This is a genomic window from Dorea sp. AF36-15AT (assembly GCF_003477705.1).
Lineage (GTDB): Bacteria > Bacillota > Clostridia > Lachnospirales > Lachnospiraceae > Claveliimonas > Claveliimonas ammoniilytica.
This window is the reverse complement of sequence record NZ_QUDV01000009.1, coordinates 128,710-148,341: the sequence shown is the minus strand read 5'-3', so window position 1 is coordinate 148,341 and position 19,632 is coordinate 128,710. Positions and strand designations below refer to the sequence as shown.

Sequence of the window (19,632 nt, the reverse complement as noted above, 5' to 3'; positions counted from 1 at the left end):
AGAACTCAAGGCTGCTTTTTCGTTTACACCAACTCCGATTGTTTCCTTAACAGTTTGTCAAAATTAAGTACATAATCTTGCTTGGCACAATGGCGGAAATTAGCCACAGGGAACACCTATGGCTAGTGTTTTTTAGCTAATCTATTGAATTTAATAAACTTTTAGAACAAACGGATATACAAGTTTTCCTTTCTGACCGTTTAGGTCGCTTGTTTATATTTGTCATTGGTTGGCTTTTGGTTGGGATTCTTAAATACCCCTTACAAAGCCCGTAAATACGTTGTTCGTTGACCGTAGAGGTCGCAAGTTCAAATCTTGTCACTCCGACTATTATGAAAAGTCATAAGACTTGTTAATTCAGGTTTTATGGCTTTTTATTTATGTGAAAGAATATATCAAATAAGATTGTTATGCTGTTTGGAAATCGATAATTAGTATATGTATTCAGCCCTATGATTAATCAAACATGTTTTATTAGTAATCAAAACTGTTTGATTAATCATGGGGCTGAAACTATATATAAAGGTGTTTTATTATGTCAAAAAACAGAGTATAATCATAAAGATTGATTTAAAAATGTTGATAGAGTGAGGCAAAAGATGAGGGAAAATAACAAAAAGAGTATTTTATTTTTGCATGTGGCGGTTATGCTGTTTGGCTTTTCGGGAGTGCTAGCACAGTATGTGCAGGTTCCGGCTGTGCTGGTGGCGATGGGGCGAGTCATTTGTTCGTCATTGTTACTTCTGGCAATATCGCTTGTGAAGAAGGACAAGCTGACACTGGAATCAAAAAAGGATTATGCATTGATTATCGGAACCGGTGTGATCATGGCGATTCACTGGTCCAGCTTCTTTCAGGCAATCCAGGTGTCATCGGTAGCGATCGGAACGATCACATTTTCTACATTTCCACTGTTTCTGACGTTTATGGAGCCGGTCGTGTTCAAAGAAAAGCTTCGGGCGAGGAGCGTGATCAGTGCAGTGATTCTGCTGGCTGGCGTGTATATTACGGTGCCGGAATTTTCTGTGGAGAATCAGGTGACCGTGGGAATCCTATGGGGAATGCTGTGTAGCTTTACCTATGCAATTATGACGCTGGGTAACCGCTATTTTTCAAAAAAATATACAGGACGGATCATTTGCCTGTATGAGCAGGGAACAGCGGCGATTGTACTTCTTCCTGCGCTGTGGCTTGTGAAAGTGGAGTGGAGACCGGTTGATATTGCAGGTGTGGCGGCTATTGGCTTCGTATGCACGGCGATTGCATATTCATTATATGTATCTGCACAGAAGGGTGTGCGCGCGCAGACGGCGGGAATTATATCAGGAATGGAAACGGTCTATGGAATCATCTTTGCATTTGTTTTTCTGCGGGAAGTTCCGACTGTGAGAGAATTGATCGGAGGAGCAGTGATCCTTGGCGTGGCATTGTATTCTTCTTTGAAAGCAGATGATTAGGAGGAATTGAGAGTGATTATGAGAATACGAAAGATAACGCTGCCAGTTTACTTTTCTATAGCAATCTTATATCTGGAAATGGTATTTCATATATACGAATTCAGATCATTGTCCGGCGGCTTCTTTTTTATGACGCTGTTTTCGGTAATGGGTGGTGTGCTTATCGGAGCATTGATCGGGAAAATGAGGGAACGCGCAGCATATATTGTGACGATCGTTGTCACGGCGGTGTTGTGTCTGTTTTTCTGCGCTGAGATCGTATACAAATCCGTTTTTCAGAAATTCCTGGCATTATTCAGTATGCTGGGCGTGGCAGGACAGGCATTTGATTTTATAGATGTGATCGGTAAGAACATTCTGCTGACGATCGGCGGTTTGATTCTGTTGTGGCTGCCGATGATCTTTTTGATTATCGGAAAACGGAAGAATGTGATCGTATTTCGACAGTATTCCTGGAAGGAAAGCATGAAAAGAATCGCATTAGCAGCGGAAATGTATCTGGCAGCAATTCTGATCCTTGGCTGTATGAGCCAGGAACCGTACAGCTTGAATGATATCTATTATCATAACGTGTCTACAGATTTGACAGTGGAACAGTTTGGTGTATTGACGACAAATCGTCTGGATGCCTGGTATCAAGTGGCAGGAAAACCAATGCGGACATTGCAGACGGCAGTGGCAGATGATGCAGATAAGAAAAGTGATAAGAAAGATGCGGATGGAAAAGATAGCGGAATCGATACGTCACCGAATATCATGGATATTGATTTTGATGGAATCCTTGCAGCATCACCGAATGATTCTGTGACACAGCTGACCCAGTATTTTCAGGCACAGAGCGGTACCAATAAGAACGAGTACACAGGCATGTTTGAGGGGTATAACGTGATCTTTATTACAGCAGAAGGATTTAGCGGATATGTGATCGATGAAGAGCGGACTCCGATGCTGTATAAGTTGAAGAACGAGGGATTTGTGTTCAATCATTATTATACACCGGGGTGGTATGGCAGTACTTCGGATGGCGAGTATGCGAATCTGACCGGATTGTTACCTACAGACGGGATTGTCTCTATGCGTGAAGCGGGTGAGAACGGTAATAATATGTTCTTTACGCTGGGCAGACAGCTGGAGAGAAAAGGATATACGTTAAACGGATTCCATAACAATGATTATACGTATTATGGACGTGATAAGTCACATCCTAATATGGGATACAACTGGTATGGAACAGGTAACTGGTTTCAGCCGGAGAAGACCGAAAGTGGCAAGGATTACTGGCCGCAGTCGGATGTACAGTTGATGCTGCAGAGTATGGATATGTACATGGATCAGGAGCCGTTCCATACATACTATATGACAGTCAGCGGACACATGATGTACGATGTGAACAGCAATCAGATGGCATATAAGAATTACGATCAGGTGGCAGATCTTCCATATTCCGAGACGACAAAAGGATATCTGGCGTGCCAGCTGGAACTGGAAAAAGCGCTGGAGACGCTGGTTGTAGAACTGGAAGACCGTGGGCTTGCAGATCATACGGTGATCGTACTCGGTGCGGATCACATACCATATGACGATAAGCCGGTGTGTGATGAACTGGCAGGACATGAACTGGATCCAGGTGTGGAGTGGTATCAAAATGATCTAATCATCTGGTCCGGCAGCATGAAAGAGCCGGTGCAGGTGGATAAATACTGCTACGATGTAGATATACTTCCGACTATTTCCAACCTGCTGGGTCTGGAATATGATTCCCGTCTGATGGTTGGTCAGGATATTTTATCAGACAGTGAGCAGCTTGTATGTTTCCCGAATCGCAGCTTCATTTCCGGGAAATGCATCTACAATGCGGTCAATGGTTCGGTAACGCCGCTGACAGAAGAGGAAGTGACGCAGGAATATCTGGATCAGATGTCGGCAGTCGTCTATGATAAATTCAGTGTATCCGAGATGGTATTGCACGAGAATTATTATCAGTATCTGGATGGTCACATTTCTTTCAAAAGCGACGAAAAAAGTAATTGACGTACTGGAAAAAATAGGATAAAATCACATTAAGCGTAAAACAGATTGCGCTCTAAAATTTGATTTGTGATTTAAATTCTATGAAGAGAAAGAGTAGAAGAACGGATATGTTCTACAGAGAGCTGTCGTTGGTGCGAGACAGTGAAGATACCACTTTGAAAATCATCTCTGAGAATGGAGACTGAAGTAAGTGTAAGTTTCCACGGGTGTTTCCCGTTACAGGAATTGCGTATGTTAGTGCGCGAGACAACTTGTTTGTTAGAACAGGGTGGTTGCGGAAGATAGAAGATTAGAAAGATCCGTCCCTAGTTGGGGCGGATCTTATTTTATATTATCGGACCGCATCATCCGGTAAATACACACAGAAAGGATGAAAGAAGATGAGTAACCACACAGAGATCAGATGGCATGGCCGTGGTGGCCAGGGTGCCAAGACTGCTGCGCTTCTGCTGGCAGACGTAGCATTTCAGACCGGTAAATACGTACAGGGATTTCCGGAGTATGGTCCGGAGCGTATGGGCGCACCGATCACAGCTTATAACCGTATCAGTGATACCGTGATCCGTTCACATTCCAACATTTACGATCCGCAGTATGTAGTTGTTGTTGATGAATCCCTGCTGGAGTCGGTAGATGTGACCAGTGGATTAAAAGAAGATGGAGCGATTCTGGTCAACACAGAACGCAGCAAAGAAGAGATCATTCCGCATCTGAAAGGATATAAGGGAGATGTGTATGTAATCGATGCTAAGAAGGTATCCATGGCAACACTTGGTAAATATTTCCCGAATACACCGCTTCTGGCAGCAATCGTAAAAGTAGCAGGGATCATGGATAAAGAGACATTCTTGCGTGAGATGCAGGCTTCTTTCCATCACAAATTTGCCAGCAAGCCGGAGGTAATCGATGGTAACATGAAGGCTCTCGAAATGGCATTTGAGGAGGTACACTAATGGCAACAGATATCAGCAAATTAGGATTAAAAGCAAAATGGCAGGATCTGACCGAAGGTATGGTAATTGCCGGTTCGGGTACTTCCAAAGACTTTATGACAGGAGAATGGACACATGTGAAACCGAAATTTATCGCAGATAAATGTAAGCAGTGTCTATTATGCGCACCGGTCTGTCCGGACAGCTGCATTCCAATCAAGGATATGAAACGTGGAGAATTTGATTATGATCACTGCAAAGGATGCGGTATTTGCGTAAAGGCATGCCCATTCGGCGCAATTACAATGGAAGGAGTGAAATAAGATGGGAAAAAGAGATCGTTTGTCAGGTAATGAAGCCGTAGCAATCGCGCTTCGTCAGATTAATCCGGATGTATTTCCGGCATTTCCAATCACACCGTCTACGGAGATTCCGCAGTATTTTGCTTCTTTCGTAGCAAATGGACAGGTAGATACAGAATTTATTCCGGTAGAGAGTGAGCACAGTTCTATGAGTGCTGCAATCGGAGCATCCGCAGCAGGAGCAAGAGCACTGACTGCAACATCTTCCTGCGGTATGGCATATATGTGGGAGGAACTTTACATTGCAGCTTCTAACCGTCTGCCGTTAGCATTGGCACTGGTGAACCGTGCACTGTCAGGTCCGATCAACATCAACTGCGATCATTCCGACAGTATGGGTGCAAGAGATTCCGGATGGATCCAGATGTATGCAGAGAACAACCAGGAAGCATACGACAACATGGTTCAGGCATTCCGCATTTCTGAGCACAAGGATGTACGTCTTCCAATTATGATCTGTCAGGATGGTTTCATTACCAGTCACGCAGTAGAGAATATTGAACTGCTGGAAGATGCTGAGGTCAAAGGATTCGTAGGCGAGTATGAGCCGGAGAATTATCTGCTGAACCCAGAGTGTCCGATGGCTGTCGGTCCTTACTCTGTGACAGACTTCTATATGGAAGCAAAGAGAAATCAGGCAGAAGGCATGAAGCATGTAGAGAAGGTTGTACTGGATGTTGCGAAAGAATTTGCTGAGATGTCCGGAAGAGAATACGGCTTGTTTGAGGCTTACAAGCTGGAAGATGCTGACCGTGCAGTTGTCATGATCGGTTCAGCAGCAGGTACAACAAAGGATGCGATCGATAAGCTGAGAGCGCAGGGAGAGAAAGTCGGACTTCTGAAGATTCGTCTGTACCGTCCGTTCCCGGCAGAGGCAATTGCAGAAGCACTGAAAAATGTCAAAGCAGTCGCTGTTATGGATCGTGCTGAGGGATACACCAACCACGGCGGACCGCTTGGATCTGATGTGATGGCAGCAATGTTCCGTGCAAGAAGCACAGCACTTGCAACTAACATCATTTACGGACTTGGCGGACGTGACGTACGCGTAGAAGATATGGAACAGGTATTTGCAGATCTGCAGACCATGATCGATAACGATGATGCAGGTGAGACCTATCGTTACATGGGTATCAGAGAGTAAGGAGGGACGACAAATGGCTTATAATTTCAAAGAGACAATGAATAAACCGGAACGTCTGGCTCCGGGACACAGAATGTGTGCAGGCTGCGGCGGTACGATCGCAGTTCGTAACGTACTTCGCGGACTTCACGAAGGAGATAAGGCAGTCATCGGTAATGCAACCGGATGTCTGGAAGTATCTACATTTACATACCCATACGTATCATGGGAAGACAGCTATATCCACAATGCATTTGAAAATGCGGGATCTACCATGAGTGGTGTAGAGGGCGCGTACAAGGCACTGAAGAGAAAAGGCAAACTGGACGAGACTTACAAGTTCATCACATTCGGCGGTGACGGCGGTACTTATGATATCGGTCTGCAGTCTCTGTCAGGTGCAATGGAGAGAAATCACGACATGGTATATGTCTGTTACGATAACGGTGCTTACATGAACACAGGTATCCAGCGCTCATCTGCAACACCAATGTTCGCAGACACTACGACGACACCGGTAGGAAGTGAGAGTAACGGTAAACCGCAGAACAGAAAAGATCTGGCTGCGATCATCGCTGACCACGACATTCCGTATGTAGCGCAGACGACATTTGTTCAGAACTTCAAGGATCTACACATCAAGTCTGAAAAAGCAATCTACACGCCGGGCGCAGCATTCCTGAACATCATGGCACCGTGCCCGCGTGGATGGAGATATAACACACCGGATATCATGGAGATCTGTAAGCTGGGTGTAGAGACTTGCTACTGGCCGCTGTTTGAGGTCGTAGAGGGCAAATGGATCCTGAACTACGAACCGAAGAAGAAGCTTCCGGTAGAAGAATTCCTGAAGAAACAGGGAAGATTCAAACATCTCTTCAAACCAGGCAACGAATACTTGATCGAAGCATTCCAGAAGGAAGTAGACAGAAGATGGGAAGATCTGCTGTACAAATGCTCAAGATAGAACGCAGATAAGATCAGAACAATATTAAAGATAACAACAGGGAGAGACCGTATGGCCTCTCCCTGTTGTGTGTGACTTATTAACTCGTTTTTCTATTAATATATCTTGCTTTATATTTTGAATAAATGATGGTCTGATCCTTATACAGACTGTAATATCCGGACAGCGAGTAGCTGATGGATATCGCGATCAGATAGTACGCCACACCGGAGAATCCAAACAATTCAAAAGAAATCAGCATGGCAGTGATCGGACAGTTGGTAACGCCGCAGAACAGAGCAGCCATTCCGGCGGCAGCGGACAACCCCGGTGATAATCCGAGCAGGCTTCCGGCAACACATCCGAATGTGGCACCGATGCTGAATGCAGGTACGATCTCACCGCCCCGGTATCCGGCGCGCATGGTCAGTGCAGTCAGAATCATTTTCCATAGGAAATCAAGCGGTCCTGCCTGACCTTCTTCGATGGCGCGGGTGATCAGATTGCCTCCGGCACCCATGTAATCTCTGGTGTTCAAAAGTGCGGTCACTGCGATGATGATGCATGCAGCGGCAAAGACACGCAGGTATGGATTCTTCAGATATTTCTGATAGAACTTGCTGGTGTATTTCAACAGAATACAGAACAGGATGCTTAAAAAACTGCATCCGACTGCAACCAGACCAATTTTCAGACCATTTGCAATCGTAAGCTCCGGTACCTTTACTACCAGAAATGTCTCCGGGTTTACTCCCATTCCATCAGCAAACCGTGACGCAATGATGGATGCGATCATGCATGGAAACAATGCAGCATAATACATAACGCCGACACTTGCAACCTCCATGGCAAATACGGCAGCAGCCATCGGTGTGCCGAATACGGCAGCGAACGCAGCGCTCATGCCGCACATGATCATTACATGCTGGTCAAATTCATCCAGCTTCGCAAGCTTGCCAAGCCAGCTTCCAAGGCTTCCGCCGAACTGGATTGAAGCACCCTCGCGTCCGGCAGAACCGCCGGTAAGGTGAGTCAGCAGTGTGGACAGGAAGATCAGTGGAGCGGAGATAAATGGAATCTTATCTTTGGACTTGATCGTGGCGAGCACCTGGTTGGTACCGCCGTCCTGGCTTCCTAACTTCTGATATAAGAACACGATCAGCAGTCCTGCAAATGGCAGCAGGAGAAAAATCCTGATATGCGCGTCACGATAAGCAGTTGCCGCGCCGATACATTTGGCAAAGATACCGCTAGCACCGCCGACGATCAGGCCGGTCAGCACAGCTAACACAAGCCACTTCAGGAAATTCACGATGTTATGGCGGATATGCTCATAATAATATTGAAATAAAACTTCTTTTCTGGACATGATAGAAACCTCTTTTTCCTTTGTACTCTCAAAAACATTCCCATTTATTATACTATTCTTTCTTTAGAATTGACACTATGAAAATGCCCATTTTATTACAAAAACGGACGATGTGTGAAATAAATCTGTATGTTACAATAATAAAAAGGCTGTAAATGTAGATTTATATACGAATGAAATTATATTTTGAACAGTCATTGTATGAACGGAGGACTTGACGTTGACTGCAGGCTGGCTTGATCCGTCTTCCGTCGGCGAAAAAGGTGACAAAGGAGATAAAGGCGACAAAGGCGAAAAAGGCGACAAAGGAGATAAGGGCGATAGTGGTGATAACGGAGCCGCAGGACAGGACGGCGTAACACCGCAGTTAAAAGTTGGCGAGGATAATTGTTGGTATGTTTCCTATGACAATGGTCAGACTTGGACTTCTCTTAATGTGAAAGCAACTGGCGATAAAGGTGATACGGGAGAAAAGGGAGAAACTGGTCTGATTCCATACATAGGAGATAATGGTAACTGGTGGCTGGGTGATGCTGATACTGGTGTACAGGCATCTGTTAAAGGAGATACCGGTGAGGCAGGTTCTGATGGAAAAGATGGTGCAAAAGGTGATGCCGGTGTATCTGGTACTGATGGTAAAAACGGCGCAGACGGAATCGGAATTGACAAAATAAATATCAACGAAAATGGTGAACTTATCATTAATCTGACGAATGGAACAGCAATTAATCTTGGAAAGGTAACTGGGGATGATGGAAAAGACGGAGAGGATGGCCTGACTCCGTATATAGGAGATAACGGTAACTGGTGGATCGGGGACAAAGATACGGGCGTACAGGCTGAAGCTTCGGTAAGTATCGGGAATTCACCTGTAATTATTATCATTGGCGTAGTGGCAGGGTTGGCACTTCTGGGTTGTATTGTATTGTCAGTTATCTTGTATAATGTGCTGAAAAAGAAAACCGGTTTAATTTGATAAGTAAAACGGGTGAAATAGTTATCATTTTCGTTTAGTTGCTTTACGGAACGGTGCATCTTAATGCGATAAATCTCGGAAAGGTTATTGAAAAATACCAAATCGTTGTGCCATAATGTGTGTACACACAAGAGACATGAATGGAGGTACATTATGTTTGGTGCTTTTATTGGAGCGATGACAAGGTTTTGCAACAAGTATACTAATCTTTCGTTTGTACAAGGGCCTCAATATACATTGGAATATATTATGGCGAAAGAAGAGCATCCGGATAAAAAATATTCAGGCGCATATCACATCAGTCATGACAAATCTATGGAAAAATGGCGTCTGAAAATCCGGTTGGATAGCAAACAACTGTGGTTTTTAAGCGTATTCGTCCGTGATGATGGTAGATTTGAGAAATACTCGTTGGATAAAGAAACCGCAAATGATTCGCACTATGTATTTACCAATGAACAGGTAATTAGAAAAAATATATATGCTCCTGGCGATGAGAATAAATATTTCCATGAAATTTTGGCTCGTTATGTACAAGCGAACGGTGGCGAAGCTTTGCTAAGTCAGATAATGCCTTATGTAACGGCTCAATTTCATTTTTAATCATCAAGGAGAGAAATATGCCAGATAACAGAAATCGCAAGCAGCCGATACAGGTCAAATTTTTCGTAGATGAACACGAGCTTGAGCTGATCAAGACAAGGATGGCGGAGGTGGGCACAGAGAACATGAGTGCCTACCTCCGCAAAATGCTATTTTTCATATAATTACAATTTATTTATTTCCACCAAAGATGGCACTCATAAAACGGATGTATGTATATACTACCAATACGACTGCAATGATCGTCTCGATCAGTACGATATTTGCCAGGAAAGGCATCGGGTGTCCCATATTGGCAGCGCATGCCATTGTCTGTTTGGTCGCGATCGCGCTGATTACGAATGGGAAGGTGAATGCTGCATAGCTTGGGTAAAATGGCATCTTCAGATATCCGATCGCTTTGATCAGTGCGAAGATGTAGATTACAGTAGCGACAACAAACATTGCCATCAGGAAGTTATAATTCTTAGGCATAACGGACTGTACATAGCCTGCGATACAGAGACTTGTCGGTGCGGCGTAGATACAGATCAGCGGTTTTGCCGGATCCGGAACTTCTTTGAACTTCACATAGCGGTATGTTACCAGTACCAGCAGGATGATCAAAGTCACCAGACCGAACCAGAATGTGGCACTTCCGAGAGACTGTTTCTCATAAGCAGGAGCTGTAACAGATGCCACAACGATACCTACATATACGATGTAGTAGCTTGCGAATACCTTCGGCATTGCTAATTTTGCGATGAATTTAATGGTAAAATAAATGATCAGCACGACATGAAGTGCGATAGCAAATAGCCAGATATAGTAAGCTGCCTGTCCGATAAATGGCTTCACATAGGTGCTTAAGATCATAAGTGCCATTGGGAATGTTCCGGAGACACTTGCCATGATCGGATTGTTCATATCCTCTTTGACAGCTCCCGGGAACATGATCAGTTTCAACAGTACGAGTACCAACAGGAATGCAGCGAATACTCCGCATACATAGCGGATACCTTCGGAATAGCTCTGAAGGAGATTGCCCAGTGCGGCAGTTCCCAGCATAACTCCGCAGAGTGGAATTGATACTTTTTTAATTACATTACTCATAGTTTTTCCTCATTTCTAGTAGATAGTTTGATGCTTTAAAATGTGTGTGCCTAGACAATATCTGCAAGAGCACGGCGCTCGCATGGCTCATCAACCTCATCAAGATTCTTGATACCGCACTCGCGACAGACGATTTCAGCAACCTTCCATGCACATAAGCCGGTGAAGAAGATACACTGTTCTTTGTGTTCGCCCTGTCCCATATTGAATTCTTTTGTGAGCACACGACAGCAGATCGCATTTTTCTTATTGGCTGTTTTAAACCAGTCATGCAGTTCATGCGTCAGTTCCATACATTTTACACTCTTTGGATTGGTTGGACCGTTCTGCTCGGTGCGACCGAAGAACATACCAAGTGCAAGGATACCGCCGTTGAATGCACCACAGACGCAGCCTGATTTACCCGCGCCGACAGCCATACCGGAAGCCATAGCGATTACAGAATCCGGAACATCCAGTTTGAACTCCTGCTTTATTGTGGCCATCAGTGCTTCACAGCAGTAGTAGCCGTTCTTGAAATTCAGCTCAGCAGCCTGCTGTACGGCTCTCGGACTGATCTCAGTTACTCCAATTTTTACGTTTGATTCTAACATATCAAACCCTCCTTAAATTAAAAATAATATCAAATATAGTATACCTTTTTGGAAAATGAGGGTAAAATTGAAAAGTTTTATAAATATTCTGACTTATAGAAAATGTCTATAAATATCCAAAAACGCAGACTTTTCACATCCTGCACAAAGTTTGGTAACGATATTTTTACAGAATAAGCAGGTAAATATTTAAGGCGGGACAGCGAAAATCAGGCTGGACGGAGAGTGTTGAAGCCCGGTATACTGAAATTCTTCCGTAATCTTGTTTTTTTGACATTTTTCGAGTATCTTATTAGGTATAGGAAAGTGAAAAAGGAAGCAGTCAGAGAAATGGCTGTGGAGGGAGAAAAGGATTATGGAAGAAATTACAGAACAAAAGGGATCTGCGGGTGAACATACACCGAGATCGGGAGGCATTAAGGCACATAAAGCTGCAGCGGAAAGACATGAAGCAGAGGACAGAGATCGTGCAGAGATGAGGCGACGCCGTGCGGCAAGAGAAAGACGGAGAAAGAAGCGTAAGATCCAGAGAGCAATTCTGATTGCGGCAATGGTGTTGATCCTGCTTCTGGCTGTGTTGCTGGTAAGAACAGTAGTGAAGAAAGTGACCGGAAGCAGTAAAAAAGAACCGGCAAAGACAACTTCTGTGGAAGTGAAAAAGGAAGATAAGGCGAAATCCAAGGAAGCGACAGCGACCATTAATATCGCAGGTGATATTATTATGCATAAGCCATTTTTGACTTCTTCGGTGTATAAGAATGGAGACGACTATGATTATAATCCGATCTTTCAATATGTAAAGGATTATTATAATGATGCAGATATTTTCTATCTGTACGACAGAGTATGCTCTGACTGGCGGTAATTATAGTGGTTATCCAACGTTCTGTGCGCCGGATGCTATTGCAGATGCGTTGGCAGAGAATGGGATCGATATGTGCCTGCTTGCGAATAATCATATTTATGACGGTGGAGACGAAGGACTTCAACGTACTATGGAAGTATTGGATAAGGATGGCATCATGTATACCGGTGTGCGTAAGAAAGCTGACGATAAGAAGTATGTGGTGAAGGATATCAACGGAATCAAGGTTGGCTTCTTCAATTATGTATTTGAGACTGAAGAAGTGAATGGACAGAAGACAATCAACGGTATCGCAGTGAACGATGAGAGTGCAGATCTGATCAATTCCTTTAAAGAAGCAGATCCGGAGTCGCTGTATAGCGATGTAGAGCAGATTTTATCTGATATGAAAGAGGAAGGTGTGGAATATACTGTTGCGTGTATGCATTGGGGTGTAGAATACCAGACGGAAGAGAATTCTGATCAGGACGAGATCGCGCAGAAGCTGTGCGATATGGGCGTGGATGCGCTCATCGCCAGTCATCCGCATGTAATTGAGCCTGTGGATCTTCTGACCAGCACAGACGGTGACCATGAAATGGTATGTGCATATGCGATTGGCAATCATCTGTCCAATCAGCGTACCGAATACATGGAAGGTCTGACTAATGGCTATTCGGAAGATGGCATGATGGTGAAGCTTACTGTGAAGAGAGATGCTAAAGGCAATATTTCTCTTGATGGCGCAGATTTTATTCCAACCTGGGTATACATGGATCAGAATCCGGATAATGAATATTTTATTCTGCCACTGGATGATCCGGAGAATCTGGAAAAGAATACAGGACTTACGAATCTGACAGATGATGTGACAGCATCTCTGGACAGAACAAATGGGATTGTAGGTAATGGCGTGAAGAAAGTGCAGGATGCACTGCCAATCGCACAGAAGGATCCATCAGTAAAATCAGCTAGTGAAGTGAAGAACAGCAATACAAAGAACGATAAATCAAAAAAAGATACAAAATAAAAGGATCCCCTGCGGAGGAAAGTTAAGAAACCTGCGCAGGGGATTGTTTTTAAAAATCTGTCAAAATTTGGTGTGCCATTTGGCGTGTGAACGTGGCAGTCCGGTCAGATATATCATAATCCTTGTTAAATTCAACAATATCACATGATATTACAGGAAGACCGGTAAGAAGCTGGTGCATAAGCGTAAACGCTTCTTCCTCCAACAGACCGCCTGGAACCGGAACGGAGACTCCGGGAAGGTATGCGGGATCCATTACATCAATATCAAAGCTGATATGGACATTCTGCAGATGAGACAGATATTGAAGTGTTTCATCGATACAGCGTTGGATACCAAGAGTTGCCATCTGTTGCCAGGTATAATAGCGAATATGAAGCTTGTTCAGAAACTCCATCTCCGGCGGGTCAATGTCGCGAAGCCCCAGCATGACAATGTTAGATGGTTTGACTTTAGGCTTGTCTGACAAGATTCTGGTCAATGACTGTTCGCCCATACCAATTAGAGCGGCAACGGGCATTCCGTGGATATTACCGGTGACAGTGGTTTTGTCGGTATTGATGTCTGGATGTGCATCGATCCAGATCAGACCAAGATCTTCGCAATATGTTCCGGCGGCAGAGACACTTCCGATGGCGGAACTGTGATCGCCGGTAATGTAAAGTGGTGATTCACCTTTGCATAATGCATGATATCCAGATTCAGCAATTTGTGAACAGCTTGCAATTACGCTGTTCAGATGTTTCAGATTGCTCAGGTTCTCTTCCGGTCTGGTAATTTCCGGAAGTATATCAATATCTAGTTCAGGGCAAAAAGATTGCAGATAATCCAGACTGTTGATCAGTCCCGGGGCACCCACTCCGTAATGCATGGGACAACCGAAAATGTGATTCATAGAGTAACCTCCTTATCCTATATGACTATATGACATGCACACATACATGCATCATATCATGGTTGTGTGCTTCTTTCAATGCTGTAAATGTGGTTGAAATAAATTATGACACGCACATTTTAAATGCACTGGAAAAGAAGAATAAAACATCAAATTCGTTGATTAAATATTTGAAAAATGAAAGTATTGAAATTATAACTTGCAAAACAAAGATGGCTGTGCTAAGATTGAATCAAATTTCAGAGAATGCTGAGAACAAGACTCAACTTTCTGGAACCTGACAGGAATAAGGTGTCACCGACTGAGAGCACCTTTTAGGGAATGAGAGATATGGGAACACTTGGGAGCAGACTGGCTGAAAAGTTATGACTTAGTAGGACAGTACGTGTCATGCGCGTTAAGCATAAGAGAGGAATTAAAAGGGAGAAGATTCCCGGAGATTCAAAGCGGGTGGTACCGCGGATTATGTCAGATCCGTCCCGGAATATGAGAGATCATGTTCCGGGACTTTTTTATTTAAAGTCGTAACTATTTAGACCCGCTGAGATACGAAAATTGATATGTCATGCTTGCATGAAAGTAGCAATTTTTCGTATCTCAAGGGAACTCGGATAGAGTTCCACCCCACATATGAGCAAAATTAGCTGCGTAGTAGCGAGAAAGCATGAGTATCGTGCAATTTTGCGAATGTGTGGTGGGCCTGAATAGTTATACAAATTCAATCATAAGAGACAGATCCGTCCCGTTCAAAAAAAGGAGGACCAATCATGGAATATTTAACAGGAGTAGCTAAGAAAGAGACTTTAGAAATCAGTGAACTGCTTGCCGGAGATCTGGCAGGACAGAAGGTTAAGGTTAACGGAGCCGTTCATACAATCCGTGACATGGGAACCGTAGCATTTGTTGTTCTGAGAAAAAGAGAAGGACTGCTGCAGGGTGTATACGAGGAAGGCATAGCCGGATTTGATCTGAAGGATCTGCGGGAAGCGGATGCCGTAGAGATCGAGGGAACACTGGAGAAGAATGAAAAAGCGCCGAACGGCATCGAGATTCGCATGGAATCACTGCGAATCCTCAGTGAGCCGGAAGCAGATATGATGCCACTTGCCATTTCCAAATGGAAGCTGAACACCTCACTGGATGCCAAGCTGAACTACAGACCGATCGCACTGCGTAATGTGAGAGAACGGGCAAAGTTCAAATTGCAGGAAGGCATTACAAGAGCATTTCGTGATTTCCTTTATGAACAGGGATTTACGGAGATTCATACACCGAAGATCGGAGCTAAGAGTGCAGAGGGCGGAGCGAACCTGTTCCGTCTGGATTATTTCCACAGACCGGCAGTACTGCAGCAGAGTCCTCAGCTTTACAAGCAGATGATGGTCGGCGTGTTTGACAGAGTATTTGAGACAGCACCGGTATTCAGGGCAGAAAAACATAACACCAAGCGTCATCTGAATGAGTACACCAGTCTGGATTTCGAGATGGGTTACATCGATGGATTTGAAGATATTATGGCAATGGAAACAGGATTCCTGCAGTACATGATGGCAATGCTCGCTAAGGATTATGCGAAAGAACTGAAGATTTTGAATATTACACTTCCGGATGTCAGCAAGATCCCGGCAGTGAGGTTTGATGAGATTAAACAGAAGGTATCTGAAAAATATGGTCATAAGATGCGGAATCCATTTGATCTGGAACCGGAAGAAGAGCAGCTGATCGGACAGTATGCGCAGGAAGAATGGGGAAGTGATTTCGTATTTGTTACCCACTATCCTTCGAAAAAACGTCCGTTTTACGCAATGGATGATCCGGCAGATACCAGATACACATTAAGCTTCGACCTGTTGTATAAGGGAATGGAGATTACCACAGGTGGTCAGAGAATCCATGATTACAAAGCACTTCGCGAGAAAATCGCAGCACGTGGCATGGAAGAGGAAGGTCTGGAGCATTATCTGGATACATTCAAACACGGTATGCCGCCGCATGGTGGACTGGGTATTGGTCTGGAGCGCCTGACCATGAAGCTGGTGGGAGAGGACAATGTCCGTGAGACTACACTCTTCCCAAGAGACTTAAGCAGACTGGAACCATAGAACAGGGTACGGATAAAGGAGTAGTTATGGCAAATAAGATATCAGATGAGACCATCGAATATGTAGGCATTCTGGCAAAGCTGGAATTGTCTGAAGAAGAGAAGTTAGCAGCCAGATCCGATATGGAACGGATGCTGGATTATATCGATACACTGAATGAGCTGGACACCGAGGGGATTGAGCCGATGTCGCATGTATTTCCGGTAAATAATGTATTCCGGGAAGATGTAGTGACGAATGGAGACGGAAGTAAAGATACTTTGAAGAATGCACCACTTCAGAAGGAACAGTGCTTCAAAGTGCCAAAGACCATTGGATAGACAGAGTCAGGAGGATAAGAGATGAGTATCAGAAGTCTGACAGCAGTTCAGCTGGGTAAGAAAATACAGGCAGGAGAAGTTACCGTCCGTGAAGCAGTGGAAGCGTCTCTTGCACAGATAGACAGTGTGGAATCAGAAGTCCACAGTTACGTGACAATCTGCAGAGAAGAAGCACTGAAACGTGCAGATCAGGTGCAGAAAATGATTGATGCAGGAGAGCTTACGGGACCGCTTGCAGGCGTACCGGTTGCCATTAAGGACAACATGTGTACCGAAGGCGTGCTCACAACCTGCAGTTCTAAGATATTGGGGAATTTCGTGCCGACATTTACGGCAGAAGCGGTAAAATGTCTGGAAGAAGCCGGCGCAGTCATCCTTGGCAAGACCAATATGGATGAATTTGCAATGGGTAGCACAACCGAGACTTCCTATTATGGAGTGACAAAGAATCCGTGGAATACAGCCCATGTGCCGGGCGGATCTTCCGGTGGTTCCTGTGCGGCAGTGGCAGCAGAAGAATGCTTCTGTGCACTGGGATCAGACACGGGTGGTTCTATCCGTCAGCCAAGCGCATTCTGTGGCGTAGTTGGAATGAAACCGACCTATGGTACAGTATCCAGATATGGGTTGATTGCTTATGGTTCTTCTCTGGATCAGATCGGACCGGTGGCAAAGGATGTGACGGACTGCGCAGCAATTCTTGAAACGATTGCAGCACATGATGAAAAAGACAGCACTTCTATAGGAAGAGACAGCTACGATTTCACATCTGCACTTGTAGAAGATGTGAAAGGTATGAAGATCGGTATTCCAAGAGATTATTTCGGTGAAGGACTGGATCCGGAAGTAAAAGAAGCCATCCTGAAAGCGGTAAAGGTACTGGAAGAAAAAGGAGCGGTTGTAGAAGAGTTTGACTTAAGCCTGGTAGAATATGCAATTCCAGCGTACTATGTCATCGCGTCGGCAGAGGCAAGTTCCAACCTGTCCCGTTTTGATGGTGTGAAATACGGATACCGGACAGCAGAGTATGAAGGACTTCACAATATGTATAAGAAATCTCGTTCTGAAGGATTCGGACCTGAGGTGAAACGTCGTATCATGCTTGGATCCTTTGTGCTGAGTTCCGGATATTATGATGCATATTATCTGAAAGCACTTCGTACCAAGGCATTGATTAAGAAAGCGTTTGACCGCGCATTTGAAAAATACGATATGATCATTGGACCGGCTGCACCGACGACCGCACCGGAACTTGGTAAGAGCTTAAGCGACCCGATGAAAATGTATCTGAGTGATGTATATACTGTATCTGTGAACCTGGCAGGATTGCCGGGTATCAGCATTCCGGTGGGACGTGATTCCAAAGGACTGCCGATCGGTATGCAGATGATCGGTGACTGTTATCAGGAGAAGAAACTGCTCCAGGCAGCATACACATATGAACAGACAGGAAGTTATGTACGGCCGGAACTGGCAGAAGCAGCTGAGAAAGGGGGCAGATAATCATGGCAAAACAGTATGAAACCGTCATTGGACTGGAAGTCCATGTAGAACTTGCCACTAAGACGAAGATATTCTGCGGATGCAGTACAGCATTCGGGGGTGCACCAAATACACACACCTGTCCGGTATGTACCGGTATGCCGGGGTCTCTTCCGGTATTGAATAAACAGGTAGTAGAATACGCTGCTGCCATCGGTCTTGCAACGAACTGTGAGATCACGCAGGTATGCAAATTCGACCGTAAGAACTATTTCTATCCGGATAACCCACAGAACTATCAGATCTCGCAGCTGTATCTTCCAATCGCAAGAAACGGATATGTAGAGATCGAAGTCGGAGAGCAGAAGAAAAAGATTCGCATTCACGAGATGCATATGGAAGAGGATGCAGGTAAGCTGGTGCATGACGAATGGGATGACACCTCTCTGGTAGATTACAACCGAAGCGGTGTGCCACTGGTAGAGATCGTATCTGAGCCGGATATGCGTTCTGCGGATGAAGTTATGGCTTATTTGGAAAAGCTTCGTCTGATCATTCAGTATCTGGGCGCATCAGACTGTAAGCTTCAGGAAGGTTCCATGCGTGCTGACGTGAACCTGTCTGTTCGTGAAGTAGGGGCATCTGAATTCGGTACCCGTACAGAGATGAAGAACCTGAACTCTTTTAAAGCGATTGCAAGAGCCATTGACGGAGAGCGTCAGAGACAGATTGATTTAATAGAAGCAGGACGTGCAGTCGTACAGGAGACAAGGCGCTGGGATGACAACAAAGAATCATCGCATGCTATGCGTTCTAAAGAGGATGCACAGGACTATCGCTACTTCCCTGAACCGGATCTGGTGCCAATCGTGATCAGCGATGAATGGATCGCAGAGATCAAAGCCAGACAGCCAGAGTTCCGTACCGAGAAGCTGGAGCGCTACAACAGAGCGTTTGATATTCCGCGTTACGATGCAGAGATCATTACAAACTCCAAGAAGATGGCAGACATTTTTGAAGCAACCACAGCCATCTGTGGAAAGCCAAAGAAAGTGGCTAACTGGCTGATGGTAGAGACGTTGAGACTGTTAAAGGAACGCGGACAGGAACCGGAAGACATCTGCTTTGCACCGGAACATCTTGCAAAACTGATTGAACTTACCGAAGCTGGTACAATCAACAGCTCCGTAGCCAAGGAAGTATTTGAGAAGATCTTCGATGAGAACGTAGATCCTGAGAAATACGTAGAAGAAAAGGGTCTGAAGATCGTACAGGATGACGGAGCACTGGAAGAAGTGCTGAAGAAGGTTATCGCAGACAATCCACAGGCCGTGGCTGATTATAAAGGTGGTAAAGAAAAAGCACTGGGAGCTCTGGTTGGACAGACGATGAAGGCAATGAAAGGCAAGGCCAATCCGGGAGCGGTTAATAAGAAGCTTCGTGAGATGTTAGCTTAAGACAGAATGAGACATTAG

General features: G+C 44.7%; 19 protein-coding genes and 1 other annotated feature. Of the genes, 15 read left to right on the top strand and 4 right to left on the bottom strand.

Translation table 11 applies throughout. The features are described 5' to 3' along the window. Nucleotides 1–599: 599 nt before the first annotated feature. The 6 genes from DWZ93_RS12845 (at nucleotide 600) to DWZ93_RS12820 (ending at nucleotide 6,872) form a co-directional block, all read left to right on the top strand. Nucleotides 600–1,457, top strand: a complete 858-nt coding sequence (locus DWZ93_RS12845; RefSeq protein ID WP_118453163.1) for a DMT family transporter — start codon at nucleotides 600–602, stop codon at nucleotides 1,455–1,457. 18 nt (nucleotides 1,458–1,475) lie between these two features. Beyond that, nucleotides 1,476–3,488: an LTA synthase family protein gene (locus tag DWZ93_RS12840; protein WP_243061288.1), complete on the top strand. Its 2,013-nt coding sequence runs from the start codon at nucleotides 1,476–1,478 to the stop codon at nucleotides 3,486–3,488. A 71-nt stretch (nucleotides 3,489–3,559) separates the two neighbouring features. Then, nucleotides 3,560–3,798 (top strand) — a binding site (T-box leader). 70 nt (nucleotides 3,799–3,868) lie between these two features. Continuing rightward, complete coding sequence (locus DWZ93_RS12835) at nucleotides 3,869–4,441, top strand: 2-oxoacid:acceptor oxidoreductase family protein (RefSeq protein ID WP_118383582.1); 573 nt, start codon at nucleotides 3,869–3,871, stop codon at nucleotides 4,439–4,441. Then, nucleotides 4,441–4,743, top strand: coding sequence for a 4Fe-4S binding protein (locus DWZ93_RS12830; protein WP_118453161.1), 303 nt, complete (start codon nucleotides 4,441–4,443; stop codon nucleotides 4,741–4,743). Before DWZ93_RS12835 ends, DWZ93_RS12830 begins: the two co-directional genes overlap by 1 nt. Nucleotide 4,744: 1 nt before the next feature. Next, the gene (gene porA, locus DWZ93_RS12825) at nucleotides 4,745–5,926 is read left to right on the top strand and encodes a pyruvate ferredoxin oxidoreductase (RefSeq protein ID WP_118453160.1); all 1,182 of its coding nucleotides are present in this window, start codon (nucleotides 4,745–4,747) and stop codon (nucleotides 5,924–5,926) included. Nucleotides 5,927–5,939: 13 nt separating this feature from the next. Next, nucleotides 5,940–6,872: a thiamine pyrophosphate-dependent enzyme gene (locus DWZ93_RS12820; protein ID WP_118383586.1), complete on the top strand. Its 933-nt coding sequence runs from the start codon at nucleotides 5,940–5,942 to the stop codon at nucleotides 6,870–6,872. Between the two features lie 79 nt (nucleotides 6,873–6,951). Here DWZ93_RS12820 and DWZ93_RS12815 read toward each other — a convergent pair whose 3' ends face one another. Beyond that, complete coding sequence (locus DWZ93_RS12815) at nucleotides 6,952–8,220, bottom strand: chloride channel protein (protein ID WP_118453159.1); 1,269 nt, start codon at nucleotides 8,218–8,220, stop codon at nucleotides 6,952–6,954. A 220-nt stretch (nucleotides 8,221–8,440) separates the two neighbouring features. Here DWZ93_RS12815 and DWZ93_RS12810 point away from each other — a divergent pair, with 220 nt between their 5' ends. The 3 genes from DWZ93_RS12810 to DWZ93_RS12800 all read left to right on the top strand — a co-directional run bounded on the left by DWZ93_RS12810 (nucleotide 8,441) and on the right by DWZ93_RS12800 (nucleotide 9,963). Next, nucleotides 8,441–9,196 carry a hypothetical protein gene (locus DWZ93_RS12810; protein WP_158574323.1) on the top strand — a complete coding sequence of 252 codons (756 nt, stop codon included), beginning with the start codon at nucleotides 8,441–8,443 and terminating at the stop codon, nucleotides 9,194–9,196. Between the two features lie 153 nt (nucleotides 9,197–9,349). After that, the gene (locus tag DWZ93_RS12805; RefSeq protein ID WP_118453157.1) at nucleotides 9,350–9,799 is read left to right on the top strand and encodes a hypothetical protein; all 450 of its coding nucleotides are present in this window, start codon (nucleotides 9,350–9,352) and stop codon (nucleotides 9,797–9,799) included. A 17-nt stretch (nucleotides 9,800–9,816) separates the two neighbouring features. Continuing rightward, nucleotides 9,817–9,963, top strand: coding sequence for a hypothetical protein (locus DWZ93_RS12800; protein WP_199665948.1), 147 nt, complete (start codon nucleotides 9,817–9,819; stop codon nucleotides 9,961–9,963). Nucleotides 9,964–9,970: 7 nt separating this feature from the next. On the opposite strand, the gene DWZ93_RS12795 is transcribed toward DWZ93_RS12800, so the two are convergent. Beyond that, the gene (locus DWZ93_RS12795) at nucleotides 9,971–10,891 is read right to left on the bottom strand and encodes a TDT family transporter (protein WP_118453156.1); all 921 of its coding nucleotides are present in this window, start codon (nucleotides 10,889–10,891) and stop codon (nucleotides 9,971–9,973) included. Between the two features lie 50 nt (nucleotides 10,892–10,941). Further along, the gene (locus DWZ93_RS12790; RefSeq protein ID WP_118453155.1) at nucleotides 10,942–11,484 is read right to left on the bottom strand and encodes a C-GCAxxG-C-C family protein; all 543 of its coding nucleotides are present in this window, start codon (nucleotides 11,482–11,484) and stop codon (nucleotides 10,942–10,944) included. Between the two features lie 355 nt (nucleotides 11,485–11,839). On the opposite strand from DWZ93_RS12790, the gene DWZ93_RS12785 reads away from it, so the two are divergent. Beyond that, nucleotides 11,840–12,349, top strand: a complete 510-nt coding sequence (locus DWZ93_RS12785) for a hypothetical protein (RefSeq protein WP_118453154.1) — start codon at nucleotides 11,840–11,842, stop codon at nucleotides 12,347–12,349. Then, on the top strand, nucleotides 12,297–13,358 hold the full coding sequence (locus DWZ93_RS12780) for a CapA family protein (protein WP_118453153.1): 1,062 nt from the start codon (nucleotides 12,297–12,299) through the stop codon (nucleotides 13,356–13,358). The genes DWZ93_RS12785 and DWZ93_RS12780 overlap by 53 nt, the downstream gene beginning before the upstream one ends. A 49-nt stretch (nucleotides 13,359–13,407) precedes the next feature. On the opposite strand, the gene DWZ93_RS12775 is transcribed toward DWZ93_RS12780, so the two are convergent. Continuing rightward, nucleotides 13,408–14,253, bottom strand: a complete 846-nt coding sequence (locus DWZ93_RS12775) for an arginase (protein WP_118453152.1) — start codon at nucleotides 14,251–14,253, stop codon at nucleotides 13,408–13,410. A gap of 767 nt (nucleotides 14,254–15,020) precedes the next feature. On the opposite strand from DWZ93_RS12775, the gene aspS reads away from it, so the two are divergent. The 4 genes from aspS to gatB are packed head-to-tail and all read left to right on the top strand — an operon-like array spanning nucleotide 15,021 to nucleotide 19,614. Continuing rightward, nucleotides 15,021–16,355 carry an aspartate--tRNA(Asn) ligase gene (aspS, locus tag DWZ93_RS12770; protein ID WP_118453151.1) on the top strand — a complete coding sequence of 445 codons (1,335 nt, stop codon included), beginning with the start codon at nucleotides 15,021–15,023 and terminating at the stop codon, nucleotides 16,353–16,355. Between the two features lie 26 nt (nucleotides 16,356–16,381). Continuing rightward, nucleotides 16,382–16,675, top strand: a complete 294-nt coding sequence (gene gatC / locus DWZ93_RS12765; RefSeq protein ID WP_118383598.1) for an Asp-tRNA(Asn)/Glu-tRNA(Gln) amidotransferase subunit GatC — start codon at nucleotides 16,382–16,384, stop codon at nucleotides 16,673–16,675. A 21-nt stretch (nucleotides 16,676–16,696) separates the two neighbouring features. Further along, complete coding sequence (gene gatA / locus DWZ93_RS12760) at nucleotides 16,697–18,178, top strand: Asp-tRNA(Asn)/Glu-tRNA(Gln) amidotransferase subunit GatA (protein WP_118453150.1); 1,482 nt, start codon at nucleotides 16,697–16,699, stop codon at nucleotides 18,176–18,178. A gap of 2 nt (nucleotides 18,179–18,180) precedes the next feature. After that, entirely contained in the window at nucleotides 18,181–19,614 is a 1,434-nt protein-coding gene (gene gatB / locus DWZ93_RS12755; protein ID WP_118383600.1) for an Asp-tRNA(Asn)/Glu-tRNA(Gln) amidotransferase subunit GatB, read from the top strand. Nucleotides 19,615–19,632 lie beyond the last annotated feature (18 nt).